The sequence below is a fragment of the Leptospira yasudae genome (assembly GCF_003545925.1).
GTDB lineage: Bacteria > Spirochaetota > Leptospiria > Leptospirales > Leptospiraceae > Leptospira > Leptospira yasudae.
In genome coordinates, this window is the sequence record NZ_QHCU01000004.1 from 80,024 (window position 1) to 104,210 (window position 24,187).

Annotated in this window: 24 protein-coding genes and 1 tRNA gene; 15 read left to right on the forward strand and 10 right to left on the reverse strand. The window is 47.3% G+C overall.

What is annotated here, in order from left to right; genetic code table 11:
- Positions 1–669: 669 nt before the first annotated feature.
- Positions 670–1,929: a 3-deoxy-D-manno-octulosonic acid transferase gene (locus tag DLM76_RS11985; RefSeq protein WP_118965336.1), complete on the reverse strand. Its 1,260-nt coding sequence runs from the start codon at positions 1,927–1,929 to the stop codon at positions 670–672.
- A gap of 6 nt (positions 1,930–1,935) precedes the next feature.
- Between DLM76_RS11985 and DLM76_RS11990 the strand changes: the two genes are divergently transcribed.
- Positions 1,936–2,553 carry an HAD-IA family hydrolase gene (locus DLM76_RS11990; RefSeq protein ID WP_118957833.1) on the forward strand — a complete coding sequence of 206 codons (618 nt, stop codon included), beginning with the start codon at positions 1,936–1,938 and terminating at the stop codon, positions 2,551–2,553.
- Here the strand turns inward: DLM76_RS11990 and DLM76_RS11995 are convergent.
- Positions 2,525–3,250: a flagellar filament outer layer protein FlaA gene (locus DLM76_RS11995; RefSeq protein WP_118965589.1), complete on the reverse strand. Its 726-nt coding sequence runs from the start codon at positions 3,248–3,250 to the stop codon at positions 2,525–2,527. The genes DLM76_RS11990 and DLM76_RS11995 overlap by 29 nt on opposite strands.
- 114 nt (positions 3,251–3,364) lie before the next feature.
- Between DLM76_RS11995 and DLM76_RS12000 the strand changes: the two genes are divergently transcribed.
- Genes DLM76_RS12000 through proC form a run of 3 tightly spaced genes read left to right on the forward strand, consistent with a single transcriptional unit; the run spans position 3,365 to position 5,547 of the window.
- The gene (locus DLM76_RS12000) at positions 3,365–4,102 is read left to right on the forward strand and encodes a hypothetical protein (RefSeq protein ID WP_118965337.1); all 738 of its coding nucleotides are present in this window, start codon (positions 3,365–3,367) and stop codon (positions 4,100–4,102) included.
- 1 nt (position 4,103) lies between these two features.
- Positions 4,104–4,772, forward strand: a complete 669-nt coding sequence (locus DLM76_RS12005; RefSeq protein ID WP_118965338.1) for a YggS family pyridoxal phosphate-dependent enzyme — start codon at positions 4,104–4,106, stop codon at positions 4,770–4,772.
- Between the two features lies 1 nt (position 4,773).
- Positions 4,774–5,547 (forward strand): pyrroline-5-carboxylate reductase, encoded by a 774-nt coding sequence (gene proC, locus DLM76_RS12010; protein ID WP_118957836.1) that lies wholly within the window; start codon positions 4,774–4,776, stop codon positions 5,545–5,547.
- A 310-nt stretch (positions 5,548–5,857) separates the two neighbouring features.
- On the opposite strand, the gene DLM76_RS12015 is transcribed toward proC, so the two are convergent.
- Positions 5,858–5,930: transfer RNA gene (locus tag DLM76_RS12015), tRNA-Met, on the reverse strand.
- 197 nt (positions 5,931–6,127) lie between these two features.
- On the opposite strand from DLM76_RS12015, the gene DLM76_RS12020 reads away from it, so the two are divergent.
- From DLM76_RS12020 to nhaC, 8 genes are all read left to right on the forward strand, one after another.
- Positions 6,128–7,186: a sensor domain-containing diguanylate cyclase gene (locus DLM76_RS12020; RefSeq protein ID WP_118956045.1), complete on the forward strand. Its 1,059-nt coding sequence runs from the start codon at positions 6,128–6,130 to the stop codon at positions 7,184–7,186.
- Positions 7,187–7,226: 40 nt separating this feature from the next.
- Complete coding sequence (locus DLM76_RS12025; RefSeq protein ID WP_118956044.1) at positions 7,227–7,457, forward strand: hypothetical protein; 231 nt, start codon at positions 7,227–7,229, stop codon at positions 7,455–7,457.
- Positions 7,436–8,395 carry a pepsin/retropepsin-like aspartic protease family protein gene (locus tag DLM76_RS12030; RefSeq protein WP_118965339.1) on the forward strand — a complete coding sequence of 320 codons (960 nt, stop codon included), beginning with the start codon at positions 7,436–7,438 and terminating at the stop codon, positions 8,393–8,395. The genes DLM76_RS12025 and DLM76_RS12030 overlap by 22 nt, the downstream gene beginning before the upstream one ends.
- A complete protein-coding gene (mnmA, locus tag DLM76_RS12035; RefSeq protein WP_118956042.1) occupies positions 8,396–9,532 on the forward strand; it encodes a tRNA 2-thiouridine(34) synthase MnmA in 1,137 nt (378 codons plus the stop codon).
- A gap of 15 nt (positions 9,533–9,547) precedes the next feature.
- Positions 9,548–11,830, forward strand: coding sequence for an alpha-hydroxy-acid oxidizing protein (locus DLM76_RS12040; RefSeq protein ID WP_118965340.1), 2,283 nt, complete (start codon positions 9,548–9,550; stop codon positions 11,828–11,830).
- A 102-nt stretch (positions 11,831–11,932) separates the two neighbouring features.
- The gene (locus DLM76_RS12045) at positions 11,933–13,009 is read left to right on the forward strand and encodes a PilZ domain-containing protein (protein WP_118956040.1); all 1,077 of its coding nucleotides are present in this window, start codon (positions 11,933–11,935) and stop codon (positions 13,007–13,009) included.
- 16 nt (positions 13,010–13,025) lie between these two features.
- Positions 13,026–14,105: a pseudouridine synthase gene (locus tag DLM76_RS12050; protein WP_118965341.1), complete on the forward strand. Its 1,080-nt coding sequence runs from the start codon at positions 13,026–13,028 to the stop codon at positions 14,103–14,105.
- A 5-nt stretch (positions 14,106–14,110) separates the two neighbouring features.
- A complete protein-coding gene (gene nhaC, locus DLM76_RS12055) occupies positions 14,111–15,508 on the forward strand; it encodes a Na+/H+ antiporter NhaC (RefSeq protein ID WP_118956094.1) in 1,398 nt (465 codons plus the stop codon).
- 361 nt (positions 15,509–15,869) lie between these two features.
- On the opposite strand, the gene DLM76_RS22160 is transcribed toward nhaC, so the two are convergent.
- Positions 15,870–16,604 carry a hypothetical protein gene (locus tag DLM76_RS22160; RefSeq protein ID WP_241548237.1) on the reverse strand — a complete coding sequence of 245 codons (735 nt, stop codon included), beginning with the start codon at positions 16,602–16,604 and terminating at the stop codon, positions 15,870–15,872.
- A 232-nt stretch (positions 16,605–16,836) separates the two neighbouring features.
- Here DLM76_RS22160 and DLM76_RS12070 point away from each other — a divergent pair, with 232 nt between their 5' ends.
- The 3 genes from DLM76_RS12070 (at position 16,837) to DLM76_RS12080 (ending at position 19,009) form a co-directional block, all read left to right on the forward strand.
- Positions 16,837–17,853, forward strand: a complete 1,017-nt coding sequence (locus tag DLM76_RS12070; protein ID WP_118965343.1) for an adhesin OmpL37 family surface protein — start codon at positions 16,837–16,839, stop codon at positions 17,851–17,853.
- 22 nt (positions 17,854–17,875) lie between these two features.
- Entirely contained in the window at positions 17,876–18,499 is a 624-nt protein-coding gene (locus DLM76_RS12075; RefSeq protein WP_118956037.1) for a hypothetical protein, read from the forward strand.
- An 84-nt stretch (positions 18,500–18,583) separates the two neighbouring features.
- Entirely contained in the window at positions 18,584–19,009 is a 426-nt protein-coding gene (locus DLM76_RS12080; RefSeq protein WP_118965344.1) for an SRPBCC family protein, read from the forward strand.
- A 116-nt stretch (positions 19,010–19,125) separates the two neighbouring features.
- Here DLM76_RS12080 and DLM76_RS12085 read toward each other — a convergent pair whose 3' ends face one another.
- The 6 genes from DLM76_RS12085 to DLM76_RS12110 all read right to left on the reverse strand — a co-directional run bounded on the left by DLM76_RS12085 (position 19,126) and on the right by DLM76_RS12110 (position 24,098).
- Entirely contained in the window at positions 19,126–20,154 is a 1,029-nt protein-coding gene (locus DLM76_RS12085; protein WP_118965345.1) for an LIC11086 family outer membrane transporter, read from the reverse strand.
- Positions 20,154–21,044 carry a laminin/fibronectin-binding adhesin Lsa30 gene (lsa30, locus tag DLM76_RS12090; protein ID WP_118965346.1) on the reverse strand — a complete coding sequence of 297 codons (891 nt, stop codon included), beginning with the start codon at positions 21,042–21,044 and terminating at the stop codon, positions 20,154–20,156. The genes DLM76_RS12085 and lsa30 overlap by 1 nt, the downstream gene beginning before the upstream one ends.
- Complete coding sequence (locus DLM76_RS12095; RefSeq protein ID WP_118956033.1) at positions 21,016–22,215, reverse strand: MbnH family di-heme enzyme; 1,200 nt, start codon at positions 22,213–22,215, stop codon at positions 21,016–21,018. The genes lsa30 and DLM76_RS12095 overlap by 29 nt, the downstream gene beginning before the upstream one ends.
- A gap of 56 nt (positions 22,216–22,271) precedes the next feature.
- Entirely contained in the window at positions 22,272–23,219 is a 948-nt protein-coding gene (locus DLM76_RS12100; RefSeq protein WP_118965347.1) for an MbnP family copper-binding protein, read from the reverse strand.
- A 142-nt stretch (positions 23,220–23,361) separates the two neighbouring features.
- Positions 23,362–23,799, reverse strand: coding sequence for an LIC_11090 family protein (locus DLM76_RS12105; RefSeq protein ID WP_118965348.1), 438 nt, complete (start codon positions 23,797–23,799; stop codon positions 23,362–23,364).
- The gene (locus DLM76_RS12110) at positions 23,796–24,098 is read right to left on the reverse strand and encodes a sulfate transporter (RefSeq protein ID WP_118956030.1); all 303 of its coding nucleotides are present in this window, start codon (positions 24,096–24,098) and stop codon (positions 23,796–23,798) included. The genes DLM76_RS12105 and DLM76_RS12110 overlap by 4 nt, the downstream gene beginning before the upstream one ends.
- Between the last annotated feature and the right edge of the window lie 89 nt (positions 24,099–24,187).

Consider the following 24,187-nt stretch of genomic DNA (forward strand, 5'->3'; position numbering starts at 1 on the left):
TTTAGAAAAAATTCTATGGTGACAAGGAATTCAAAAAACTTAGGATTTCCTAATCCTGAGTTTCTTCGTACTAACCGTGCAATTCTATAAGATTCGACAAGCCATCGTTTTTTTTAATTGATATAAATATGCCTAGGGCTTTTAACACAATCGATATCGCGAATTCCTGATTTTAGATTTGCCCATAAATGATAAATAATCATAAGTTATATCTTTTTTTCTGCATATTTTATGGGTTACTTTTCGTTTTCGCTCGGAGATAGAAAATATTTTTATTTGTCCTTCATTGACAGGGGAACAATCGTTAAATTTTACTCTGCTTCAAGTACAATTTGTTTACAGAGTCGAGTAAGAGTTTAAATTTCTTTTGTAAAGTATGTGCGGATATTGTAAATAGCGTATATGCGCTGTATATAACATACGATACGATGGATTATCGGAACTTTCTTTGCGTTTCGCAGAAGCCTCCTTCAAATTCAGTAGCGGCGCTGTTTTACTTAGAACGTGGGAGTTCCTACATTTTCGTTGAGGCGGATTTTACTTGCAAAATGTATGATTTTCTGATAGGGAGAAAATTCGGAAATCTTCCCACCACCGCACCCCACCACCCAAAATCCGGGTGGGGCAGTCGTTTCACGAAAAAATCGTCGGAACTCCGACCAAATTCCCCTACAACAATCCCTTGATTTCCGCAAACAACCTTTCTGCCGCACCGCGTCCGCTTTGGACGAAATCTCGGTTTCGTTTTCGTATCGTTTCTAAATCCGATTCCGCAAGATTCAAAACTTGGAATATGTCTTCCGGGTTGGAAACGATGAACAAGCCGCCGGTCTTTTGCAAAATCATCGCCTCGGGAGAATTGTAGATTTTCGGACCGGTCATCAAGGGTAAACCGAACGTGGCAGGTTCCAAAACGTTATGAACCCGATTGTGAAGCGCGCCTCCGACATAGGCGAATTCCGCCGCTTGATACGCAAACGCTAAAACGCCTAACACGTCGAATACGATCGTCTGCGCGGTCATCGTCTCGTACGGAGTGGAAGTCCAGGTTTGATATTCCATCTTCGCGTCCTGCAGACGATGTTCGATCGAAACGATTCGATCGGGCGAGGTTTTGTGGGGAAAGATCCAAAACGCGAATTCGTTTAACAATCCGGGATTTTTTTCGCGCAGAAGTTCGTATAAAGAGACGATCAATTCTTCGCAAGGTTCGTAGGTGGATGCGAATAGTATGATTTTTGAATACGGATAATTCTTCGGTTTTTTGAATTCCTTTTTATTATCTTCGATCTTCTTCAAGACCGAGTCGAATCTTGTGTCGCCCAAGACCTTGACCGGAACGTTTTTCGGAACCAACGCGCGAAACGCTTCGTAAAACGATTCGTGCGAAGGATAAATTCCGTCGAGATGACGAAAGACCGCCTTGGTCAATCGTCCCGTCAATCCTTGTTTGCGTGCGCCGATTACTGCGGAACCTAACACGACTTTGGCGCCGAAACGTTTTGCGGACAAGATCAGATTCGGCCAAGTGTCCCAGGCCATCAACACGAGAACCTTCGGTTGAAAACGGGAAAAAATCCAGTCGTATCCGAACGGAGTATCGATCGGAAGACGAAAGGTTTCGTCTGCGGGAAACGCTTCCAATTGAGAATCGCGCACGCTTTCCGAAAAAACGGATTGGATCAAATACGTCGATGCGTCCTTCTTTCTAAATTCCAAAGCGAGAGCGCGACACTGATCCAATTCTCCTACCGAAGCAGCGTGCAACCAGATCGTATGCTTTCCCGAAAGATCCAAGTTTTTGGATAGAATTCGTTTCTTATCCGCCGAACGTTTGGCAAAAAAAAGCCGGGCGGACGGAAATAAGAGAAGGAACGGAACGAGGAAGACGAGAAGAAAGATCGTCAGGATTTGGTAGAGAAAAATCATAGGTTTATGAGCGGAGTTTTATTTGCTTTTGATCTGATGGACACCCTAATCAAGGATCCCTTTCATTCTGCACTTTATAAAATACTTCCTAGCGGATCGAGAGAAAAATTCATCCAGGGAAGGGAAAGAGAAGCATTCGTGGAATTCGAAAAAGGCCGGATCGAAGAGGCGGAATTTTTCGAACGATTTTATCTGCCCGAATATAGAAACGGGGATCTGCCCGATCCGAAAGAAATCAAGGCGCTCATGTTCAATAAGGTCCGTTTGATCGGAGAAACCGTTAAGATCGTTCAACTTCTCAAGGCGAACGGAAATAAACTCGTACTCGCGAGCAATTACTCGGTATGGTATAAGGAATTTCATAAATTCCCCGAAATGCAGGAACTCTTCTCCCACTTCGATCAGCTCTACTTCTCCTGCGAACTCGGAACCCGCAAACCTGCGGAAGAATACTTTCAGTGGATTCAAACGGATTTTCCGGATATGCGCTACGTGTTGATCGACGACAATGCGACTAACGTGGAAGCCGCCGGATATATGGGATGGGATACGTTTCAGTTTAATCCGAAGACGCCGACCGAGCTGACGGAATTCTTCAGAAACCAGTACCCCAATTATCTTTGATCTCCGCGCCGGGATACGCTTCGTCTCTCGTATCCACGAGGATTCCCATACGATCCAGATAAAAAACGAATTCTCCCTTTTGCTGAAACGGTCCGGGGATCAGACGAAGTTCGGCGATCTCGAACGGATAACGCAGACTTCGGTTTAACCGAATGTTTCTTCCGGGAATCTCCAACTTCTTTTCGATTCGTTTCCAACCGTCAAAGGCCAAATCGCCCAGGTCGATTACGATTTCCTTGGACTTGTGCTGATGCAGAACGAGTTCCAATCTCGCGTTTTGCGAAGAAGCATACATCCAAAAAAAGATTCTCGTGGGAGTTCCGATCGGAAGGCGTATCTTTTCTTTCGGACGGATTTCCAGATGGGCGTGTTTCGGGTTTTCAAAAAAGGTCTGCACCATCATCGAACGATAATCGTTTGCGGGAGAAAGGGAAGGGTATGATTCCCTTTCTTTGAGAAACGCTTGGTTGGACGGAATCTGAGAATTGAAACGGATCTCGTTTAAAAACGAAACCCCTCTGTAAATTTCCCAAGGCCTCGCGCCGTCGAACGCGTCCACCAGAAAAAGATTGTATTGTTTCCAATCCGCGAGTATCTTTTCTAAAATCAAAACACGGCTGATTTCGTCTTCGTCCCGTTTTACCGGCGCGGAGGAAAGCGGACCCGCAGCGAACTCGAGCGCGAGACAAGCCCCCAAAAGGCAGAAAAAGAATCGGGTTCGCACGGAAAAGAACTCTCTCACAGGATTCTATTCGGAGAAAATGAGACTAAAAACAGAGAGAAAAAACCGATATTTGAATCAGGTACAATCATGAGACGAGACCAGTTGAAAATCATACTTTCCGGAATCTTAGTATTGCTGTTGGGATCTTTGATCGTTTACAGCTATCTCTTTCGGGAAGATATCTCCCGATTTCTCAAAAAGAAGGAAAGCGAGGAAGTCTCGAACAACTCCAAAACCGATCGGGTCATTCTCAGCCCGGAGATGAATTCGGAACCGCCGATTTCTCCCAACGATCTAAATACTCTCCCGACCGAAGAAAAAAAAGCTCCTACAAGTGGAGAATTCTCCGGAGAACGGGAATCGATGCAGCGTGAAACCGCGCCATCCAAAGAAAAGGAAAACAAATCTCTCAAGGAAGAATGGCCGGAAGAAAAGAAATCCCGTTCTTCCGAAAAAGCAGAGCGTGAAAAATTTCCCGAAGACAAATGGACTCCGCCGAAAGACGAAAATTCCCCAGCCTACAAGGACGAAGAATCCAAAAAGGAAAAAGTCCGCGAATCCCGCGATCGCGACGATTGGGAAACAAAAGCCGATCGAACTTCTAAAAAGCGTTCTTCCAAGAAATCGAAACTCAAAAAACATTCCGCCTCGAAAACCGGAAAACGGATTCGTTCGTTGGAAACGAGAGTGGATCGGCTCGAGAAAAAACTCGGTATATCGCCTTCTAAAAAGAAACACAAAACGCAAAAGTCCGATAAACGAAGCCTGGAAAAACGGGTTCGCAAGTTGGAACGGGAAATGGAAAAATTAAAAACCAAAGAATGACATGGGGATCGCAGAGCGTTATCAGGAAATCAACGAAGAGATTCGAAAACTGAGGCCCGCAAATCCGCCGGTCCTCATCGCGGTTTCCAAATTCCAACCTCTCTCCAAAGTGAAAGAAGCGGTCGCGGGCGGGGTTTTTCATTTCGGAGAAAATCGAATCCAAGAAGGACTCGAAAAATTTTCCGAATGGATCCAAACGAAGAATTCTCCCTTGGTTCTGCACCATATCGGCCCCGTTCAGAGCGGCACCTTACGCAAGTTATTCGCCGGATATTCGTACGCGCACGGAGTGGGGGCGATCTCGACGGTGCAGGAACTTCTCGCGCGCGCGGATAAGGAACAGAAACCGATCCGTTATTTTCTACAGGCGAACCTGACCGAGGAAGATACGAAACACGGTTTCGGAAAAAAAGAACTGATCGAAACGCTGATGAAAAAAGAAAGTCTATCCAATGCGTTTTGCAAACTCGAAGGAATGATGGTGATGGGACCCTCGGACGGAGATCCGATCCGTACGAGAGAAGTCTTTCGCGAACTCGCGGACATCCGAAAGAAGTATATGCCCGAAGGAAAACTTTCCATGGGTATGTCCGGAGATTATAAAATCGCGATCGAAGAAGGAAGCGACTTCGTCCGAATCGGAAGCGCTATTTTTGGAGAAAGGAACTGAAATGAAACATACGATCGGTATCGCAGGCTGCGGAAATATGGGAGGAGCGATCTACCTCTCCCTCAAAGAACGTTATCCGAAACAGGTTTTGGGTTACGACCCTTATATGACCTCGAATCAAAAAATCGAACTCGTTTCTTCTTGGGAAGAATTCTCCGCAAAGTCCGACGTGATCATCGTCTGCGTAAAACCCGGCAAGGTTGCGGAGTTGCTCGGACAAATCAAAACGTCCAAAAAAATCATATCCGTCGCGGCGGGGATCGGCACGGAAACGCTTCGAAAAAATCTTCCGAACGGATCGCAAGTCGTACGCGTTATGCCGAATCTTCCTTTGCTCGTATCGGAAGGCGCGATCGGTTACTTTGGTGATAGGGATTTGTATGAAACCGTAACCGAAATCTTTCAATCCCTCGGTCATTCGGTAGAACTCGGTTCAGAATCTTTGCTGGATGCGGTTACGGGATTATCCGGATCGGGGCCGGCGTTCGTTTTTAAATTCATTCAAGCCTTAGCCGAAGGCGGAGTTCTTTCCGGTTTGGGTTATCAAGAGGCTTTGGATCTTAGCATTCAAACCGTGATCGGTTCTGCGGAACTTCTACGCAAAGAAAGAAAAAAAGATCCTTCCACTCATCCGGAAGTTTGGAAGAATAAGGTGACTTCTCCCGGAGGAACGACGATTGCAGGACTTGCGGAGTTGGAAAAGAACGGATTTACGGATTCGATTCTGCAAGCGGTCAAAGCGGCCACCAAACGTTCTCAAGAGTTAGGCGGTTGAACGATTCCTTTCTCGTTCTATAGGAAAGGATTCCGAAATCACGATTTGCTATAAATAACGGTCCTTACATAGACTCGATTCTCTTTGTTATACGAATCTTCTTCTGAAAGTGAAATCCAATGCGAAGAAAAGCGATAGTTCTTTTTGGTTAGTTCGTTTAACGCAAATAGCCTAACGGTTTCCTGTGAGTAAATATTCATGTTCTGATTGCAAAAAAGAGCGCAAACTTCTTATAATACAAAGTTATACAGGAAAACAATTCTTAGAGTTAAAATTTATCTTGAAAAGAAAGAGGGAAGGATTAAAACACTAGCGCGGACAGGATTCGAACCTATGACCTTTGGGTTATGAGCCCAACGAGCTACCAGCTGCTCCACCGCGCGGTGTCTATAGGTCAGTATTTGCTTGGAAGCTTCGAAAGCAACAAGAAATCGGCAAAAAGAATTGATTTTTAAAGAAAAATTGTATCTGATAACCTCTTAAAGAGAATCATTTCGAATGAAAAAGAACGTCGAATCAAACTCGGCACTCAATTGGAAAACACTCCCTTAGCATCTACAGAGACCGGAGAACCAACCGTTTGATCAGTAAAGAAAATGATCCCTTGATGATAGAGTATCTGGAAAAGAAAATCTATGATCAAAAGCAATTATTAGAAATCAGCAAGGCCCTGAATTCCACATTAGATTACAAATATCTAATGGATGCAATTTTGAATATCTGTCTCGCTCAGCTCCAAACCCTTCAGGCGGCGATTTACGTCAGTCCCGAAGCGGATTCGGACTTTTTCGAACTCGATCCGAGCTATAAAGGATTCGATCTTTCCGAAAACGAGAAGTCATTTCGCATTAAAACGAACGCCGCGCTGATCCAGTTCCTCGAAACGAGAATGAAGGCGATGACCATCAATCAGATCGAAGAGAGCATGGGAAGATCCGTGAACGAAGTCGACTTCTTACGCGGAATCGGAGCCGATCTCATCATTCCTCTCAACGCGAAAGGAAAGGTGAACGGTCTTCTCGTTCTCGGAGAAAAGATGACCATGAACGAGGTCCAGGAAGAAGACAGAGACTTCTTGACCACTCTTTCCACTCTCGCGGGAATCGCAGTCGAAAACTCTCGACTCTACGAACTCGCGACCGTGGATATGATGACCGGTCTCAAAGTGCATCACTACTTTCAAACCAAACTCAAAGAAGAGATGGATCGCTGCAGAAAGAAGAAGTCTCATCTCACTCTGTTGTTCACGGACGTTGACAACTTCAAGAAGTTCAACGACACGCACGGACACCAGGCGGGGGATCAGGTTTTGATCGAAGTCGCAAAACAACTCATTCGTCACGCGGGCAAACACGATACACCCGCGCGTTACGGCGGCGAGGAGTTCTGTCTTGTAATGCCGGGGGCCGACCTCGAACGCGGTTACGAGATGGGAGAAAAGATCCGCAAAGCTGTGGAAGCGAGTTCCGTCAAAAACCCGAACGGAGGACCGGACCTAAAAGTCACTCTTTCCGTGGGAGTTTCCGAGTTTTGGCCGAAAGACAAAAACAACCGAGATCTGATCGAAAGAGCGGATAAGGCCCTGTATACGGCCAAACATTCCGGTAAAAATCAGACCATTTGTTACAAAGAGAACTAGAAAAACTTTTCTTTTTTCGGAATCTGCCGATGAGTACGGTATGGAAAAGAATCTCCTGCTGTACCAGATTCCTCTGAGCGGACTCGAGGAAACAGAACTTACAAAACGGATTCAGGATCGTGCCCTCGGGAAAGAAAAATTTGATTTTTCCCCGTATTCGTGTTTCATAGAATACAAACCCGCAGACCCGATCACGGGAATTCAGTATCGGGACTGCGTGATCGACTACACACGATGTTCCAATCAGAAATGTATCAAAAAACTTATCTGAGGATACTTCTTCCTTTCGTAGTTTTCTTTTTTCTTTCCTGTTCTCTGATTCCCTCGCAGGCGCGGATCGCTTCCGTTTCCGGGGGAATCGAAATTATTCTTCCGTTTCAGGAACGAAGCGGATTCCGTTTTATTCAACTTTCCCTTTCACCCGATGAAAAACCGCTTCGCTTTCTTGTGGATACCGGTTCGAGATTCTCCTTTTTGGATGAGAAATATTTTTCCGAACAGGACACCAAACGGAGAATCGCCGTGACTTACCCCGGAGGAAAGGACGATTCGATTCGAAAAATCCGCACGATCCGGCTCTTTCACAAAAGCCATCCCGTTTTTAAGGAAATGACGGTTCATTCCCACGGTTTTTCCGGAAGTCTGGAACTGGACGGGATCATCGGTATGGACGCTCTATATGAGAAAATTATAATATTAGAATATCCGAATCAGATCCGTTTTCTCGAAACCGCCGGCGGAGAATTCGCCGAATCGATGGTTTCCGAATTTCCGGGGCTTACGCAGAACACGGAACCGCTCCGATTCTTTTCCGGTCATCCGGTTTTGGAAATGAATTACAGCCCGGATGAAAAGGCTCTTCTTTTGATGGATACGGGAGCGGACCTGAGTCTTTTGGAACTTCCCAAACCGGTTCCCGGTTTTGTGGAGGAAACTTCTTCGAGCCGGCCGGTCCAAATTCTCAACTTTCAAGGCAAGGTTTTGAACGTAAGAACCCGCTTTATTCGGAAACTTTGTATCGTAACCACGTCTATTTGTGTAGAGAATCTCGAAATTCTTCCTTCCGGCCTTCCGGTGGATTTTTCGGGAGTTCCCACGGGAGTCCGAATCCAGGGAATTCTGGGCGTAAACTGGCTGAACGAGCATAGAATTCTTTTGGACATGAAACGGAGTCTTATAGGTATAGTAGGGAAAGACGGCGGAAAGTAGATGAGCAAGGGTAAAATCATAGTGGCGATGAGCGGCGGGGTGGACAGCGCGGTGACCGCGGGCTTGCTCATGGAAGAAGGCTACGAAGTCATCGGCGTCAATCTCAGAACCTGGGAATACGAAGCGCCCGCCTGCGATACCACCAAAAAATCCTGTTGTTCTCCCGAGGATATCCGCGACGCGAGAGACGTGGGTCTTTCTCTCAAGATTCCTTTTTACGTCGTGAAGATGGAAAAGGTTTTTCAAGAGAAGGTGATCGACCGTTTTATCGACGACTATCAACACGGAAAAACTCCGAACCCTTGTGTGGAATGCAATACCTTCGTAAAGTTCGGCGCGTTGTTTGAAAAGGCGAAGGCGCTCGGAATCGATAAGATCGCGACGGGCCATTACGCGCGCATCGCTCAGAACGGAGATCGTTACGCGATCGCGAACGGAATCGACGCGGGTAAAAATCAGGCTTATTATTTATACGGACTTTCCCAAGAGAATTTAAAAAACGTAATCTTTCCTCTGGGAGAAATGACCAAACCCGAAGTGCGCGAGATCGCGAGAAGAATGGGACTTCCCGTCGCCGAAAAAGCGGAGTCGCAAGAAATCTGTTTTATTCCCGAAAACGACTACAGAAAGTTTTTGGAAAAGAAGAATGTCGAATTCACTCCGGGTTTTTTCAAACTCAGAGACGGCCGCATCATCGGCAAACACAAGGGCCGCGAGAATTTCACGATCGGCCAGAGAAAAGGCCTCGGCATCGCTTGGAGAAATCCTCTTTACGTCATCGCGATCGAAGATGACGGTTCCGTAATATTAGGAGAAGAGAATGAAACCTATACGGGTTCCTTCTCCGTGATCGACGCGAATTACCAAGGAATCGCTCCGATCCGCGAAGGAGAATCTTTGGAATGCCGCGTTCAAGTTCGTTACAGACATACTCCGATCCGCTGCAGAATCACCCGCCAAGGAGAAGATCTCGTCGTTTTTCCTTTGGAAGACGTGCGCGGCGTGACCCCGGGACAATCGGCGGTGTTTTATCCTCTGGATTCCGACTATCTTTTGTTAGGCGGAATCATCCGTAAGGGAAGCATTCAAATGCAGATCCGGGAAGTCGCGGAACCCGCCGTTTCCGTACAAGGTTAACAAGGACTTTTCTTTTTGTCACTGAGTCATAAAATCACAGGAAAGACGATTCTCATCGTGGGCGGAGGACTTCTCCAGGTGCCCATCATCCAGACTGCGAGAATGATGAAACTCACGACCGTCGTAGCCGATATGAACGGCGACGCACCCGGGATGAAGATCTGCGACATTCCGATGGTGATGAGCACCAAGGACATCGAGGGAATGGTGCGCGAATCCAAAAAGCTCGCGACCAAGATCAAGATCGACGGAGTGATCACCGCCGGAACCGACGCGAGTATGACGGTTGCCGCCGTAGCAAACGCGCTGGATCTTCCCGGAATTCGTTACGTGGACGCGGAAGCGGCTTCCAACAAAGTGAAGATGCGCGAACGTCTGAAAAAAGCGGGGATTCCTCTTCCCGGTTTCGCTCCCGTTTGGAGCCTTGCGGACACGCGAGAAGCATTAGAATTTTTGAAATTTCCTCTCGTGATGAAACCGGCGGACAACATGGGTGCGCGCGGAGTGATCAAGGTCGAAAACAGGGAAGAATTACAAGCGGCCTTCAAACACGCGAAAAAATATTCTCCCACGGGAGAAATGATCTTAGAAGAATACATGCCCGGTCCGGAAGTTTCCGTCGATGCGTTGACTTGGAACGGAAATTTCGTGATCACCGGAATCGCGGATCGAATCATCGAACGAGAACCGTTCTTTATCGAGATGGGTCACAACATGCCTTCCGCGTTAAGTCCTTCCGTTTTGAAAGAAGTGGAAGACGTAATGTTTCGGAGCATGAAAGCCCTCGGAATCACTCTCGGCGCCGGTAAGGGCGATATCAAGGTCACTCCGGACGGCGTGAAAGTGGGGGAGATTGCGGCGCGTCTTTCCGGCGGTTTTATGTCTGCGTTCACCTTTCCTCTTTCCTCCGGGATCAATCTGAACCGCGCGGCCATCTTGATTGCGCTCGGCGAAGAACCGGATAACTTGACTCCCACCGTAAAACGCGTTTCGATCGAACGCTGCCTTTTGGCTCCGAGAGGAAAACTTCTTGCGATCGACGGGATCGAAGAAACGCGCAAAATCGAAGGCGTCAACGACCTCTTCTTTATGAACAAGATCGGCGATATCATCCAAGAGCCGACGAATAACATCGAAAAGACGGGACACGTCATCATCAGCGCGGACACTCTCGAAAAAGCGGAAGCCGTATTCGATACGGTAAAAAATACGATCCGTTTTACCTGCGACGAACTCTATTCCGTTTCCGAAAAAGAAATCCAACAGAACGCGAGAATCCGCTTCGGAAAGGATATATGCTGGGTTTGTAAAGTATGCGACGGAACCGATTGCGCTTCGGGCGTTCCCGGCATGGGCGGTTTGGGAAGAATGCTCACGTTTCAGGACAACGTCAAAGCCTTGCAGGAATATTCCATTCTTCCTAGATACATCCGCGAACACACGCAAGGTTCGGTGGAAACTTCTTTCTTGGGAAAAAAGATCAAAACTCCGTTGATGGCCGCGCCTATGACCGGAGCCGTCACCAACATGAACGGGGCCATGGACGAATTCACGTTCGCAGCCACTCTTCTGGAAGGTTGTCAGACTTCAGGCACCTTAGCGTGGTTAGGCGACGGAGCGAGTCCGGACAAATATCTCATCATGCTCGAAGCGGTCCGCAAAACCAAAGCGGACGCGATTCTTATCTGCAAACCGAGAGAGGATGAAGGTCTTTTAAAGGAACGGTTTCAAGAATCCGAAACCGCGGGTTTGTTCGCGCTCGGAATGGACGTGGACGCGGTGAACTTCAAGACGATGACTTTGAAGAACATTTCTTCCGTAACCCGCAACGTTTCCAAACTTGGAAAGATCCGCTCTCTTACGAAACTACCCTTTATCGTGAAGGGAATCATGACTCCCGAAGACGCGCAACTCGCGATCGACGCGGGTGCGGACTGTATCGTAGTTTCCAATCACGGCGGAAGGGTGTTGGACGATATGCCCGGAACCGCAAGAGTTCTTTCGGGAATCCGCAAAGCGGTCGGAGATAAAATTCCGATCGCAGTGGACGGAGGAGTTCGAAGCGGGATGGACGTCTTCAAGATGATCGCTCTCGGTGCGGACACCGTTCTTGTGGGAAGGCCGATGGCTATTTTTGCGGTCGGAGGCGGAGTAGCCGGAATTCGTTTTTTAATTTCGCAATATACCGAACATCTTCTGCAATCCATGAACGTGACCGGAGTGGAAACTCTCCGAGGAATCGGAATGGAACTTCTGTTTCGGAAAAAAAACGACGAAGAAAATTCGGTTTCAGAATAAGAAAATCGTTTTACTAACTCGGCATTTCCGATTCAATATTCAAACCGCAAATCGGGGTTTTATCCTCGATGGAAACGGGAATAACGGATCTCAACCAAATTCATGGATAAAATCATCAATGACCCGGAAGGGATTCACAAGATTCTTCAGTCTCTTTTTACCAGACTTCCGGTTGTGATCCTCGTAGACAATCGTCCTTTACCGGTACGAATCGTCGGTCTCAAGGATGCGGTTCGCATCGTGGTCACTCTTCCGCCCGGAACTCCGACTGAACCGCATCGAAAACTTTTTCTCGTTCACAACAATCACAGATTTGCCGCATTGTTCACGGTCGAGATGCACAATCCCGCCAACGGAGTCGAACTTCTTCTTGCGACAGCGATCCAAGTTACTGTCGCTCAAAGGACGGAAGAACGGATTCACGTGGATTCCAACTCGAACGGATCGCAGATCACTCTTACCAACATCATCAATCAGGGGAATCTGAGAAAAACATTAGGATTTGCTGATAAAAAGATCGACGAGATCGTAAAAAAACACGCCAAACAACTCAGGGAAACGTATCCTCATTCCAACGTTTTCTTTTCGGACCGCATGGATAACCGCCTGCGATTGATGTATAACTTCGATCAGGCGATCTACGTTCTAGATCGAAACTCCAAAGGAGACGGAAGCGGAGGATTTCAGTTTCTTCCCTTTCCCGAATATCTAAAACTGATCGCGGTCAACAAACTAGACGCCGGGATCATTTCCGAAATTTCGATCATGATTCGTTATAAGGGTTATACTCCTCTCGGTTACGTTCAGATTCTTTCGGACAAGGAACTGAACACGAACGACTTCAACGCGGCGAACATCGCGGCCAACGCGGTTTCCAAGGAAGTGATCGCTTCCGGTTTCTTTCAGGAATCCAAGGAAAAATGCAACGTGGACAACATCTCCATGCAAGGGGTCGGTTTTTTTCATCCGCAGTCGATTTTCTTTTCGAGAAGTTTTGCCGTGGGGGAAACGATCCTGTTCGATCTGAATCTTTCCGCGGAAAGCAAGGGAACGTTTCGGGCCGTTATCCGAAACATCAACAACACGGATAAGATGTTCCGCATCGGTTGCGAGTTCTTCAACTTGAACGAACGCGAAGAGAATATGATTCAGACCTACGTCGATTCCAAGGAACACTAAATCTCTGAGCGCAGTTTTGATCGACAACCCGGACGTATCCTCAAGCTCGGAACGAGATTCCGAAATTCTACAGATCGTGATCTCCAAGGAAGAATCCGGTACGAGACTCGATCACTTTCTTTCCAAAAAATTCACGTATCATTCCAGAACGGCTTGGCAAAAGGAAATCTCCGAAGGAAGAATTTTGGTTTCCGGCAGGAAAGTAAAACCGGGCGTATTGATCCGAGAAGGGGAGATTGTCGTTTATCAACCCGCGGAAAAGGAAGAACCTCCGGTTCGAACCGATTATACGATTCTGTTCGAGGATGATTGGATCCTAGCCGTGAACAAGCCCGGGGACTTGCCCGTTCATCCCGCGGGAGTGTATCGGAAGGGAAACCTTCTTACATTGTTGAATGAATCCGGCCGTTTCGGAACGTTGTTTACGATTCATAGACTCGATCGGGAGACTTCGGGCGCGGTTTTATTCGCGAAGAATTCCGGGGTCGCTTCTTCGCTTTCGTCCTTATTCAGTTCCGGGAATATTCAGAAATTCTATATTAGCAAAGTGTACGGGGATTTTCCGGCTCGAAAAACCGCGTACGGCGTTTTGAAACCGGATTCTTCCTCAAAGATCCGAAAGAAACGGGCCTTTGTGGAACTTCCGTGGAACCGAAACGTTTTTTCCAAAAAAAAGAATGTCGTTTTAGAAAATTCCTCCTCGGAGCCGAACGAGGAAATCTGTTTGACCTACTTTCAAAAAATTGAATCCGATCGGAGCGCGCGTTCTTCCGCGGTCGATAAGACGAATCCGCCGCTTCCGAACAACGGATCGACTAAACCGACTCATTCTCTTGTTTTGTGCAGGCCGGTGACGGGGCGTATGCACCAAATCCGCGCTACACTTTACGGTTTGGGATTTCCTCTTTGGGGTGATAAACTCTACGGAAGGGACGAGGATACGTTTTTGGATTTTATCGACGGCAAAAATCCGGACCTGATTGCGAGACTCGGAATGGAACGGCAGGCCCTCCACGCATACGCGGTTCGATTCGTACATCCGGTTACGAAGAAGAAACTAAAAATCGTAGCTCCGCTTCCGGAGGATTTTTCGTGAAGATGATCACTCCCGGACTTTTTGAATCTTTGATCCCGGTGATCGTTCTTGTGATGGGACTCGGTTACGCAGGAGTCGTGTTCGGAAACGGAACCGTGGACGGACCCGCGCAGATGCTTTTGATCTTATCGGGAACCGTTGCGAGCTTGCTCGGAATCCGTCTCGGAGTCAAATGGGACGTTTTGGAAGAACAGATTCTCGAATCTTTGAAGAACGTTTTAAAGCCGGTGTTGATTCTTCTGCTCATCGGTTCTCTCATCGGAGTTTGGATTTGGTCGGGGATCGTTCCTTCGATGATCGTATGGGGATTGAAAATTCTCAAGCCGTCCTTTTTTCTGGTGATCGCTTGTTTGTTGTCTTCCGTCGTTTCGCTGATAACGGGAAGTTCTTGGTCCACAGCGGGAACGGTCGGAGTCGCATTGATGGGAATCGGAACCACGCTCGAAATTCCGCCAGGTGTCGCGGCGGGCGCCATCGTATCGGGAGCGTATTTCGGAGATAAACTTTCTCCGTTTTCGGAAACGACCAATCTCGCTTCCTCGATCGCGGGAACTCCTTTGTTTACTCATATTCAACATATGTTATATACGACTTTGCCCGCGATGGGAATCGCTCTCGTGTTTTTCACGTGGATCGGATTGGGATATAGCGGATCGGAAGACGTGGACCACAAGGTGAACGAAGTCATCTCTTTGCTCGAGAATTCGTTTCGAATTCATCCTTTGCTTTTGATTCCTCCCGTGCTTACCTTCGTGTTGATCTACTTTAAGATTCCGGCGATCCCTTCGATCCTTGCCGGAATTCTTTCCGGAGTTTTATCGGGAATTTTTCTACAACATCCGGATCTGAGTTTTCAGGAAGTCTACAAACAGGTTTTGAACGCCGCGTCGAAAGGAAACGCTTCCAAAACGGGGAACGTTCTGACCGACGCTCTTCTTTCGAGAGGAGGAATGGCTTCGATGCTCCCGACCGTTTGGCTGATTTTTTCGGCGATGTTTTTTGCGGGGGCGATGGAGGGAGCCGGTTTTATCCAAAAAATTACGAAAGGAATATTAAGATTTGCGAATACGGACCGTTCTCTTTTGACCGGAACCATCCTTACGAGCGTTTCCGCGAACTTGCTTTCCTCGGATCAGTATCTTTCGATTTTGGTTCCCGGTAAGATGTTCAAAAAATCGTATGAAGAACACGGGTTGGATTCTAAAAATCTGTCCCGCGCTTTGGAGGATTCGGGAACGATGACTTCGGCTCTGGTTCCTTGGAATACCTGCGGTTCCTTTATGGCGGCCGCGCTCGGAGTCCCCGTCGTCGTGTTTCTTCCCTACGCCGTCTTAAATCTGAGCAGTCCGATCATTTCGCTCGTTTGTGCTTGGACGGGCTGGACCATCCGGAAGAAGGTTTAGGTCGTCGGTGTAAATGTGCCGTTGTCCTAAAGTGTGGGAACTCCTGCAAAATTCGGACTAAAAAAAGTCGATAGGGGATTCGGACGATCTTTCGAGGCGGAATTTGTGGGAACTCTTACGCTAATTTTACAGGGAAGAACTCTGCAAAAAAACGATTTTTTTGCAGATGGTTTGTCGGAACAAATAATGAAAATGAATTGTCTTTGAACGTTCCAGGAACAAATGCGATGGACCGTTTTGGGACGTTTTTTCGATTTCTAAAAGGATTGGAACTTCGATTTCCTTTTAGAAAAATCGTATTTTCTCTCTGCGAATTCCGAGATACATTATAAAAAAAGAATATTCTAAGGTCTGAAAATACTTAAAAAAGTATTTTTAAAATCAAGAAAATTCCCAAGTTGATTCCCCCCAGGATAAAAAACCAATTCAAGTTGGGAGGAAGAAACGTTTCTTGGATCGCGAATTCGATCGCGCGTTTTAGAGCCTTTTGCAGATCTTCCGGATTCGGATTTTCAGAATCGGGAATTCTACCCGAAATTTCCTTCAGAAGCGTTTCGATTCCGAATTTATCCGTCATTCGTTTGACGAGAAAGCGGATGGGTGAAGGGAGATCTTCGAGTTTGCCGAGATAGTAGGGAAGGTTTTGAATCTGTTCCGAGACGGAGAATTTCTTTCCGGCGGACTTATCCGCTTCCGCTTTTTTGCGGATCGACGCTTCCAATTTTTCGGAAAGATACATGCTTACGGGTTCCAGATGATCGGTGATCAACATCTGCAACGCTTTGGAAACCGCGAATTTTTTTCCGAACAGAAAATGAAGAAAGGGAAACGCGATTCCGAAGGTTAACACCATTAAGGTGATCGGCCAAAGCTCGATTACGATGATGATGAGCGCGAGAATCGCTCCGATTCCTCCCGCTCTCGCCGCGGGAATTCCTCCGAGCCCCGAAGCCAACGCTTTCATTTCGGGAAATAAGAACGCGAGCAGAATCCAGTTGAGGGTCCAGCCGATCAGCGAGAAGAAGACGGTATTGACCAAGATCGTAAACGAGGTCCGTGCCGTGGATTTGAGTAAAGAGACCGTGTCTAGTTTCATAATCTTTATTCCCCGAAGCTGAATTCTTGCGCTTCCATATAGGAGGAATCCAATCTGCGGACAAGCCGTAAATTTCTTTCCAAACGGGAAAAATCGAAATTCTTCCCTGAATCGTTCGTCTTAACGGTTGCGGAGTCGAAACGGACCGGAAAGCTTCCGTTTTTGCCGGAATCGGGTCTCTTTTTTTCCTTGGAAAAAGTAGGGAAGGCCGATATTGATAAGAGAGAAAGCCATGGTTTCCAGAATTCAAATAATACTGATCGCAATCATCCTCGTATCCGTAGAACTGCTTTGGGCCGTTTCGCCGGATCAAACCAACCTCGGGATTTTAATTGGTGAGAATAAGGTCAATCTTAAGTTCATCAACATCTGCGTGAGCAATCTGGCTCCGATTCTGGATGAAGGCGCAGCGGCTCAGGATAAAACTCCGCCTAACAGCACGAAGACGGAGGCAGCTTCCGCTTCCGCACCCGCGCCGACTACGGCGGGAAAGGAAGAACTCTATAAAAAACTGGCCGGTGTTCCTTCGTATGGAAGTCTGAAAAAGGCGAATCAGTTCGACTTCAACGGGAACATGTGGTATTTCCAGAGCAATTACAGTCTTTCTTTTAAAAACCTTCGAGGCGCTCAAGGGGAAATGAAGGATCTCTATCAGGCGACTCACGAACAATATCTCCAAAACTCGAGAGTGATTTTGGAATTCGCTTCTCCATTGATCGTTCGAAGCAACGATAAGATTGCGCAACATCTTTTAAGACTCGGTTTTCGTGATCTCAAAAGTTCCGAGGATCATTTCACCACGGCTTACAATTCCGCTCCGTATCAGTTCCGTTATAAATTGCTTCTTCATAGCGAAGGGATTAAGATCGCGAGAAGGGCGAGAAGATTCGCGCTCCTTGCGATGATCGCTTCCAAAACTCCGGCGGAGGATAAACCGGAATATCAATTCGTAAATCTCGACGATATCAGAACCGCCGCGGAAAAAGAAAACATCACCGATTACGAACGGATCAGAAACACCCTGATCAACTACATAGACAACGATCTGATTCAAAGAAAGATCGTTCCTCCGGGAGAAGCGAAGGACAAACCGATCGACATTTTGGAAATCCACGACGACAATTATTCCATCATCACCTCGGGAAGAATTTCCCTGATGGATATGAGCAACGACGAGATTCGGACGGACGATATGATTCAGAAGGAAACTCTTCCTCCGATTCCCGCAAAACCGGCTCCGACCAATTAAGAATATTCTAAACTTGGAAAGTATGAATTCGAAGAGAATCAGCGTGACGAAAATCGGCATCAGCCTTCTTTCCTTTCTTTTCGGATTTGTATTGTTGGTTCAGGATGGAAGCGCGGGAACTCTTTCGTTTCGCGAAAAGAAAAAATCGATCGAACGAAAGATCCGAATTCTGGAAGAATCGAAAAAGGCGATCCCGTTTCAAAAACAAACCGAAAACTGGAATCGTCTTGTCGATTTGAGAGACCGTTTTCAAACCTCGTATCGTTCGGGTTCCGCCCGGGAAAGGGAAGAAGCCTTGCTTCTTTTGGAAAGAGCCGTTCCGCAAGTGACCGCGGACTTCGCTCAAGAAGGAAAATCGTTCGCAAAGAATCTGATCGTATCCTATTCGGAAGGATATCTCCGCGTTAAAAATCATCCAGAAGACGCGCCTCTCTCCGCGAGCCGGGAAGAAAAAGCGGCGAACTATTTTCGGATGGCAAAAGAGGAATTGGGCCAAGCCGAGAAGTTCGATCGGGACCGGAACGATTTTTACGCGATCGTTCTCTACGGAAGATCCATTCAATATTCCTTAAGCGCGATGGAAATCATCGGACTCGAAACTCCGGCGGGTTTTGAGGGAATTCTCAAAAAGAAAATAAAACCATAAACAAACGCGGACTTTATTGTTTGCCATTGTCCGAAAAACCCTCTAGAATGGTCGGATTCGATTCGCCTTCTTGGAGGTTTTTTTATGCCGGACATTCTGCACAGAGTGGGAATTGGCCTTCCTTCTGCACGGGTTTTTGAAGCGATCTCCACGATCGAAGGTCTTCAGCATTGGTGGGTCGCGGAAACGAAAGGAGACGCTTCTCTCGGAGGTTTGATCGACTTCGGTTTCTGCACGATGAAGGTGATCGAATCCCATCCGAATACGGTTCGTTGGGAATGTATCGCCGGTCCTCACGAATGGTTCGGAACGCACGTTTCATTCGATCTTGAATTCAAGGACCATCAGACCTACGTTTTATTTCGTCATACGGATTGGAAAGAACCGGTCGAGTTTATGTATCACTGCAGCACGAAGTGGGCTACCTTTCTGTTGAGTCTGAAATCCTATTTGGAACATGATGAAGGCCGTCCCGCTCCGTATGATGTGAAGATCAGCGTGGGCGATTGAACGGCGCGAATGTTTTCTCGGCTTGAATCGAAACGCCGAGATTGTTCGGCGATCGGCGACTGCGAGCGGAAACGATAAAACCCCGATTCTGAACTTTCTGATTTTTGAATGTAGTTTTACTCCGTCGTTTTTTTGTTATCCGAATTCGTTTCCGAAGACGATGTTTCGTTCGTATCGTTCTGTTCTTTCGATTCGGACGTTTTCTTAGACTCCGATCCATTTGCATTTTCCAATTCGGAGATTTCGATCGAAACGGCGGCGGTAAGAGCGTAGTCGTACAAACGATAGTCGTCTCCCCGATACAAAGGATAGCGATACGAAAGGTTGAAGTTGAGTTTTTCGGAAACGTTCGCAGAAAAACCCACGCTGACTTCCCGAAAGATCGCCGGAATTTTTCCCTGGTCCGTTCGTTTTAAATCCACTCCTTCGTACGGAGTTCTATATAAGAAACCCGTAAAGAACGAAAGACCCGGTTTCCAAAGATACGTTACGTATCCGGAAAAGAGACTCGTCTTTTTTAAAAGGTAGGTTTCCTCCGGAGCCGCGGAAGAAGGAGTTCGGAGCCAGTAGGCGATTCCGTCGTTGTCCTGAAGATTGTTCGGCTGCGATCTGGAAAGAGGAAAGATTCCGCTGATTCTTCCCACAAAACTGAACTTACCCAAAAGATAACCGAGCGTAAGTCCCGGAATTCCGGAATAATAATTTCCGCCCGTAAAACGATCCGTATCGGGACCGGAAGGAAAACCCACGTTGGCGCTTAACACGACGAAATAGTTTTTCTGAAAGTCGATCAACGGAAGATATTTGATTCCGATATACGTCTTTCCGATTCTAGCTGCGTCCGAACGGTCTTTCTGTTCGTAATACGTGTACGGAGTGCTGAGGTTTAGCGCGAACATTCCGTTTTTCAGATTCATCTCTCCGTAAAACGTGGTCGTGTGGATGTTGTTGTTTTCGTTTGTCTGTTTATAAAAATCCTGCGTGATTACGACGTAGTTCGCCGGTTTTTCCCGCTTTCCGGTAAACGGATCCACGAATCGGGTGGAGGATTGTTCGCTTCCTCCCATGCCCGTATGATGCGCTTCGAGAGAAAGGACGAAAACGAAAAGAATAAAAAAGGAGAATATTAGAATTTTCTGTTTCATTAAAATAGACTGCAACCCGTTTGATACAGGATCCGATCCTGCTGCTGAAAGTTGGCAAGAATCAGATTGTAGAGATTTGCGTTTTGATATGGATTGATATCGACCGGACTTGTCAACGCCGCGATCGAACCTAGGATCGAAGTTCCGCTTTGATCCTGAAAAAGTCCGTTCCCTTTCCAGGTGACCGGAAAACTTCCTTGTTTTTCAGGGACGATGTCGAATCTGCATCTCGGAAATAATTCCACCGTAAAGGACGAGGTCTGAAGCCGGATCGTTCTTGCGACCGGGGCCGTCATCTGAAACGTAAGAGTCATCGATTGAACCTTGTATTTCACCGAAGCCAAATATCCCGAAGGAATTCCGGAGATCAAAGGAGCCGCGGAAGTATGAACGTCTCCGGTTAAAATCGTCTCCGTGATCGTTTCCAAGTTGGTATCGTTAAACGAAGTCGTTCCGTATTCCTGTCCATAGGGAGAAGTGACCGGAAGATCCAGAGGCACCGTATAAGGAGTGTGGGAATGGGTCGAATGTTCTTCCGGAGAAGTTTCGTCTAACGTTCTTGTTTGGCCCGGAACGGTGGGAACCGGGTTCGGATTGACCCGAATGGAAATTCCGTCCCAAACGATCTTAGAACCCGTTTGCAGTTGAAGGCTGTATGTAGTCGCACCGGAAACCGCGTCAAAGTTTCCAATATTCGAATCTTGCTGATCGTCCGTATAATACAGATTCGTTTTGAACGTGGCCGGTCTTTCTCCGTACAAGGTCAACAGTCTCTGCAACGTCTTCGCTTCTTCCTTTCTTGAATCTCCCACGGAGCCGAAGGTGCATCCGAAAAGGAAGAAGGCGGATAAAAAGAGAATCCTAAAAAGGATCGCTGTGTTTCGGGTCATTTACGAAGTCCGTATCCGTTAAACTTTTCAAGAAATTCACGAGGTCCGTTTTTTCGGCGGCGGTCAATCCGATCGCAAACACGAACGGGTTCTTGTTCGGATTGAGTCTTCCGTCGCCGGTATTCGGACCGGTCGTGATGTTTCTTCCTCCGGCGTTGTAGTGTTCCACGACGTTCTCCAGAGTATCGATCGAACCGTCGTGCATATACGGCGCGGTTAATTCAATATTTCGAATGGAAGGAGCGCGAAATTTTCCCTTGTCCGCCGCATTGGCCGTGAACTCGAACAAACCTTGATTGCCGGAAGGATAACTTCCGTTGCCGCCGATATTATAAAGACCGTTGTTGTGAAACACGATCTCTTCCGTTACGGTTCCGGTATGAAGGCTCGTGGCCGCGAGATTGAAACCGCCGTGACAATGAAAACATTCTCCCTTTTCCGAAAAGAAGATCTGCGCTCCTCTTAGGATCGAAGCCCTTTGCGTGGAGTTTCCGAGTGCGGCTATGTTTCCGTCATATAGGTATTTATCGTAAGGAGCGCGTCCCGAGATCAACGTCCGTTCGAAGCTTGCGATCGCCTTAATGACGTTAGACGTAGTGAAGGGATCTCCTCCCGGAAACGCCTTTGCGAAAAGACCTTGATATCGATTGTCCGCGCGGAGACGATCGAGCATTTCGTTTTCCCGATTGGCGAGACCGAGTTCCACGGGATGTTCGCCGAATATCGGAACGAGCATCTGATCTTCGAGATTCTTCAGATTGGGATTGACCCACGTCTGACGCACGTTATACGCCACGTTGATGATTCCCTGCGAGTTTCTCGGATGAACGTCTCCGGTGGAACCGATGCCTGTCGTCAAACCGTCCGTAAACGCCTTTGCTTGTTTGTGACAAGAGCCGCAGGACTGAGTTTGATTTCCCGAAAGTTTCTTATCAAAGAATAAGAATCTTCCGAGATCGACTTTCTCCTGCGTCATCGGGTTGGAAGCCGGAACGACCGGAACCGGAAATCCGGGAGGAAGATTCCACACATAGGAGCTCTGCGGCAAAAGCAAAAGAAGCAGGGCTTCGTTTTGATCCGATTCTTTTTTTTCAAACGGAGCGAAGGGAAGAATTCCAGATCCGCAACCGATCATAAAAAACGCGCAAAAACAAAGAAGGAATGATTTCATGTTTCTTTCTCCTTGGCTCGAGAATTCCCGAGCCTTAGTAAAACGATCGAGTCGAATCACTTCGTCTTAACGGAAAATACGATTTGAGTCGGAGTCGTGGGAACGCCCGTCGCCAGGTTCAAACCGATGTTCGGGAAGATCGTAGGACAGCCCGCGCTCATCATACCGCTCGTTCCGGACATACACATCGCCGCGCCCGCGCTTGCGGTCAGGTCGATTCCTTGTAAAAGAGCCTGGACGTTGATCTTGATTTCCTGAGTCGATGGATCGAATCCTCCGTCGGGTGTAAGAGTTACGGGAATTCGATTGGCTCTTACACAAGTGCTCGCGCTTCCGGTTCCGGTGCAATCTCCCGAGCCGATGTGAACCGAGGTTCCGGCGCTTCCCGTTTCCACGGTTTCAAAATCGAGTTTTAAGAATTTATAACCGCTCGTCCAACTCCAAAACATGCCGGTCGTGTTCATCGGAGCGGCTTGATTGTCCGCGTCCAAGTGATTTTTGTTTTCGGGAACTCCCACGGTGAATTTGATTCCTTTGTAGGTTCCTGCGGGAATGGCCGCTGCGACGAGGTTGTTCGTTTCTGGAGTTCCGTTGCATTTGCCGGTTTTGTTTTCAAAGTCGAGAAGGGCGATGTTTCCGGATTGAAACTTCCCGTCTTGATTGAGGGTAAGGCCGACTTCTTCTCCCGAAGTTTTGATCAAAGTCACATCGTGCACATAAAGACGAAAGTCGTGCAGCTGAAAAGTCGTGCTTTCCGCGATATGCGCGTTGGGAATAAAGGGCGCCGTTTCGAGAACGCTCGCGTGTCCTCTGAGGGTCGCGCCGCATTCCAACTTTTGAGTTCCTGCATATGCAGAAAATTGAATGCCTTGGTTGGCTGTAAGAACGATCAGGGAAGCGATCGTAGTCAGGTCGGAATCGTCCTTCTTTTTATCCCAAGGACAATGGGTAAAGGTCAAACCGAGTAAAACGAGAAAACCGAATGTGAATAATTTTCGATTCATGATAAAAATCTCCTAAAGTTATAAGCACATTTCTGAAACGAAGCAGGCCGCGAATACACGATCGTACGCGCCGCGTTTCGAAACGGAAAGATCCGCCGGATTTAAAATCCGATCGGAACGAAGATGTTTGAAAAAGTCGAACTTAGGAGATTCGAGGGGGTTTTAAAAGGGAGAAGTCGGAGTGAATTCCGGAATTAGAATATTCTAAAGTAATAATTTGGATCAAGCCGGGCTTGTGGTTGAGATCGGACGCGTTTTCGGGGGAGGAAAGCGCCGAATAGAACGCACTCAGCTGAGAAAGTTTATTTTCGGTTTTTTTACAGGAACAGGAATGGATTTCGCCGGACGCCGCCGAATGACAATCGGGAAGTTTTTGCGCAACGGTCGATTTTCCCTCGGAACGCAGCTTTTTCGAAAAACGTTTGTCTTCCCTGTTTGCGTGTTTCTGGGCCTTGCTTCCGTGGTTGCATTCGCAGAGTTTCGCCTTTTCTGCGAGAACGCAACCGAACAATCCGCTGGAAAAAACTACGGCTTGGAAAAGAATCGAAACGGAAACGAAGATGGAAAGGAAGGATTTCATCCCAGATTGATCTTGAGTTTGGAAAGCACGAGCTGCAGTCCTTCGCTCAGTTTCACTTCCGAAATCCGGATTTCATCCTTTTTCAATTCGGAAATAAATTTTAGAATACGGTTTAAAACCATGGAAGGAATGGCTACTACGGGAGTCATATCCAGAACCACTTCCGCAGGACGAACCTCGCGGATTTGGGAAAGAATCACGTCGATCTCATCGGATTCCACGGAACAGATATTCTTGCGGAACACGACTCGAAACGAATTCTTATCGGGATAGATTGTGGATTCTTCCAATTGCTGCATAAATGAGAACGCAAGTACAACTATTTCAGAAACCTCGCTCTGCTGGAAACAAAAAAATCCGGGGAATTCCCGCGGAAACGGTGCGATGC

Excerpts from the sequence above, each read along its gene's own strand:
- DLM76_RS12085 (WP_118965345.1), bottom strand. The coding sequence starts at position 20,154 with ATGAAACAGAAAATTCTAATATTCTCCTTTTTTATTCTTTTCGTTTTC.
- mnmA (WP_118956042.1), top strand. The coding sequence starts at position 8,396 with ATGAGCAAGGGTAAAATCATAGTGGCGATGAGCGGCGGGGTGGACAGC.
- DLM76_RS12075 (WP_118956037.1), top strand. The coding sequence starts at position 17,876 with ATGAATTCGAAGAGAATCAGCGTGACGAAAATCGGCATCAGCCTTCTT.
- DLM76_RS12045 (WP_118956040.1), top strand. The coding sequence starts at position 11,933 with ATGGATAAAATCATCAATGACCCGGAAGGGATTCACAAGATTCTTCAG.
- DLM76_RS12070 (WP_118965343.1), top strand. The coding sequence starts at position 16,837 with ATGGTTTCCAGAATTCAAATAATACTGATCGCAATCATCCTCGTATCC.
- DLM76_RS12000 (WP_118965337.1), top strand. The coding sequence starts at position 3,365 with ATGAGACGAGACCAGTTGAAAATCATACTTTCCGGAATCTTAGTATTG.
- DLM76_RS12080 (WP_118965344.1), top strand. The coding sequence starts at position 18,584 with ATGCCGGACATTCTGCACAGAGTGGGAATTGGCCTTCCTTCTGCACGG.
- lsa30 (WP_118965346.1), bottom strand. The coding sequence starts at position 21,044 with ATGACCCGAAACACAGCGATCCTTTTTAGGATTCTCTTTTTATCCGCC.
- DLM76_RS12095 (WP_118956033.1), bottom strand. The coding sequence starts at position 22,215 with ATGAAATCATTCCTTCTTTGTTTTTGCGCGTTTTTTATGATCGGTTGC.
- DLM76_RS12030 (WP_118965339.1), top strand. The coding sequence starts at position 7,436 with ATGTATCAAAAAACTTATCTGAGGATACTTCTTCCTTTCGTAGTTTTC.
- DLM76_RS22160 (WP_241548237.1), bottom strand. The coding sequence starts at position 16,604 with ATGAAACTAGACACGGTCTCTTTACTCAAATCCACGGCACGGACCTCG.
- DLM76_RS12005 (WP_118965338.1), top strand. The coding sequence starts at position 4,104 with ATGGGGATCGCAGAGCGTTATCAGGAAATCAACGAAGAGATTCGAAAA.
- DLM76_RS12100 (WP_118965347.1), bottom strand. The coding sequence starts at position 23,219 with ATGAATCGAAAATTATTCACATTCGGTTTTCTCGTTTTACTCGGTTTG.
- proC (WP_118957836.1), top strand. The coding sequence starts at position 4,774 with ATGAAACATACGATCGGTATCGCAGGCTGCGGAAATATGGGAGGAGCG.
- DLM76_RS11985 (WP_118965336.1), bottom strand. The coding sequence starts at position 1,929 with ATGATTTTTCTCTACCAAATCCTGACGATCTTTCTTCTCGTCTTCCTC.
- DLM76_RS12110 (WP_118956030.1), bottom strand. The coding sequence starts at position 24,098 with ATGCAGCAATTGGAAGAATCCACAATCTATCCCGATAAGAATTCGTTT.
- DLM76_RS11990 (WP_118957833.1), top strand. The coding sequence starts at position 1,936 with ATGAGCGGAGTTTTATTTGCTTTTGATCTGATGGACACCCTAATCAAG.
- DLM76_RS12105 (WP_118965348.1), bottom strand. The coding sequence starts at position 23,799 with ATGAAATCCTTCCTTTCCATCTTCGTTTCCGTTTCGATTCTTTTCCAA.
- DLM76_RS12025 (WP_118956044.1), top strand. The coding sequence starts at position 7,227 with ATGGAAAAGAATCTCCTGCTGTACCAGATTCCTCTGAGCGGACTCGAG.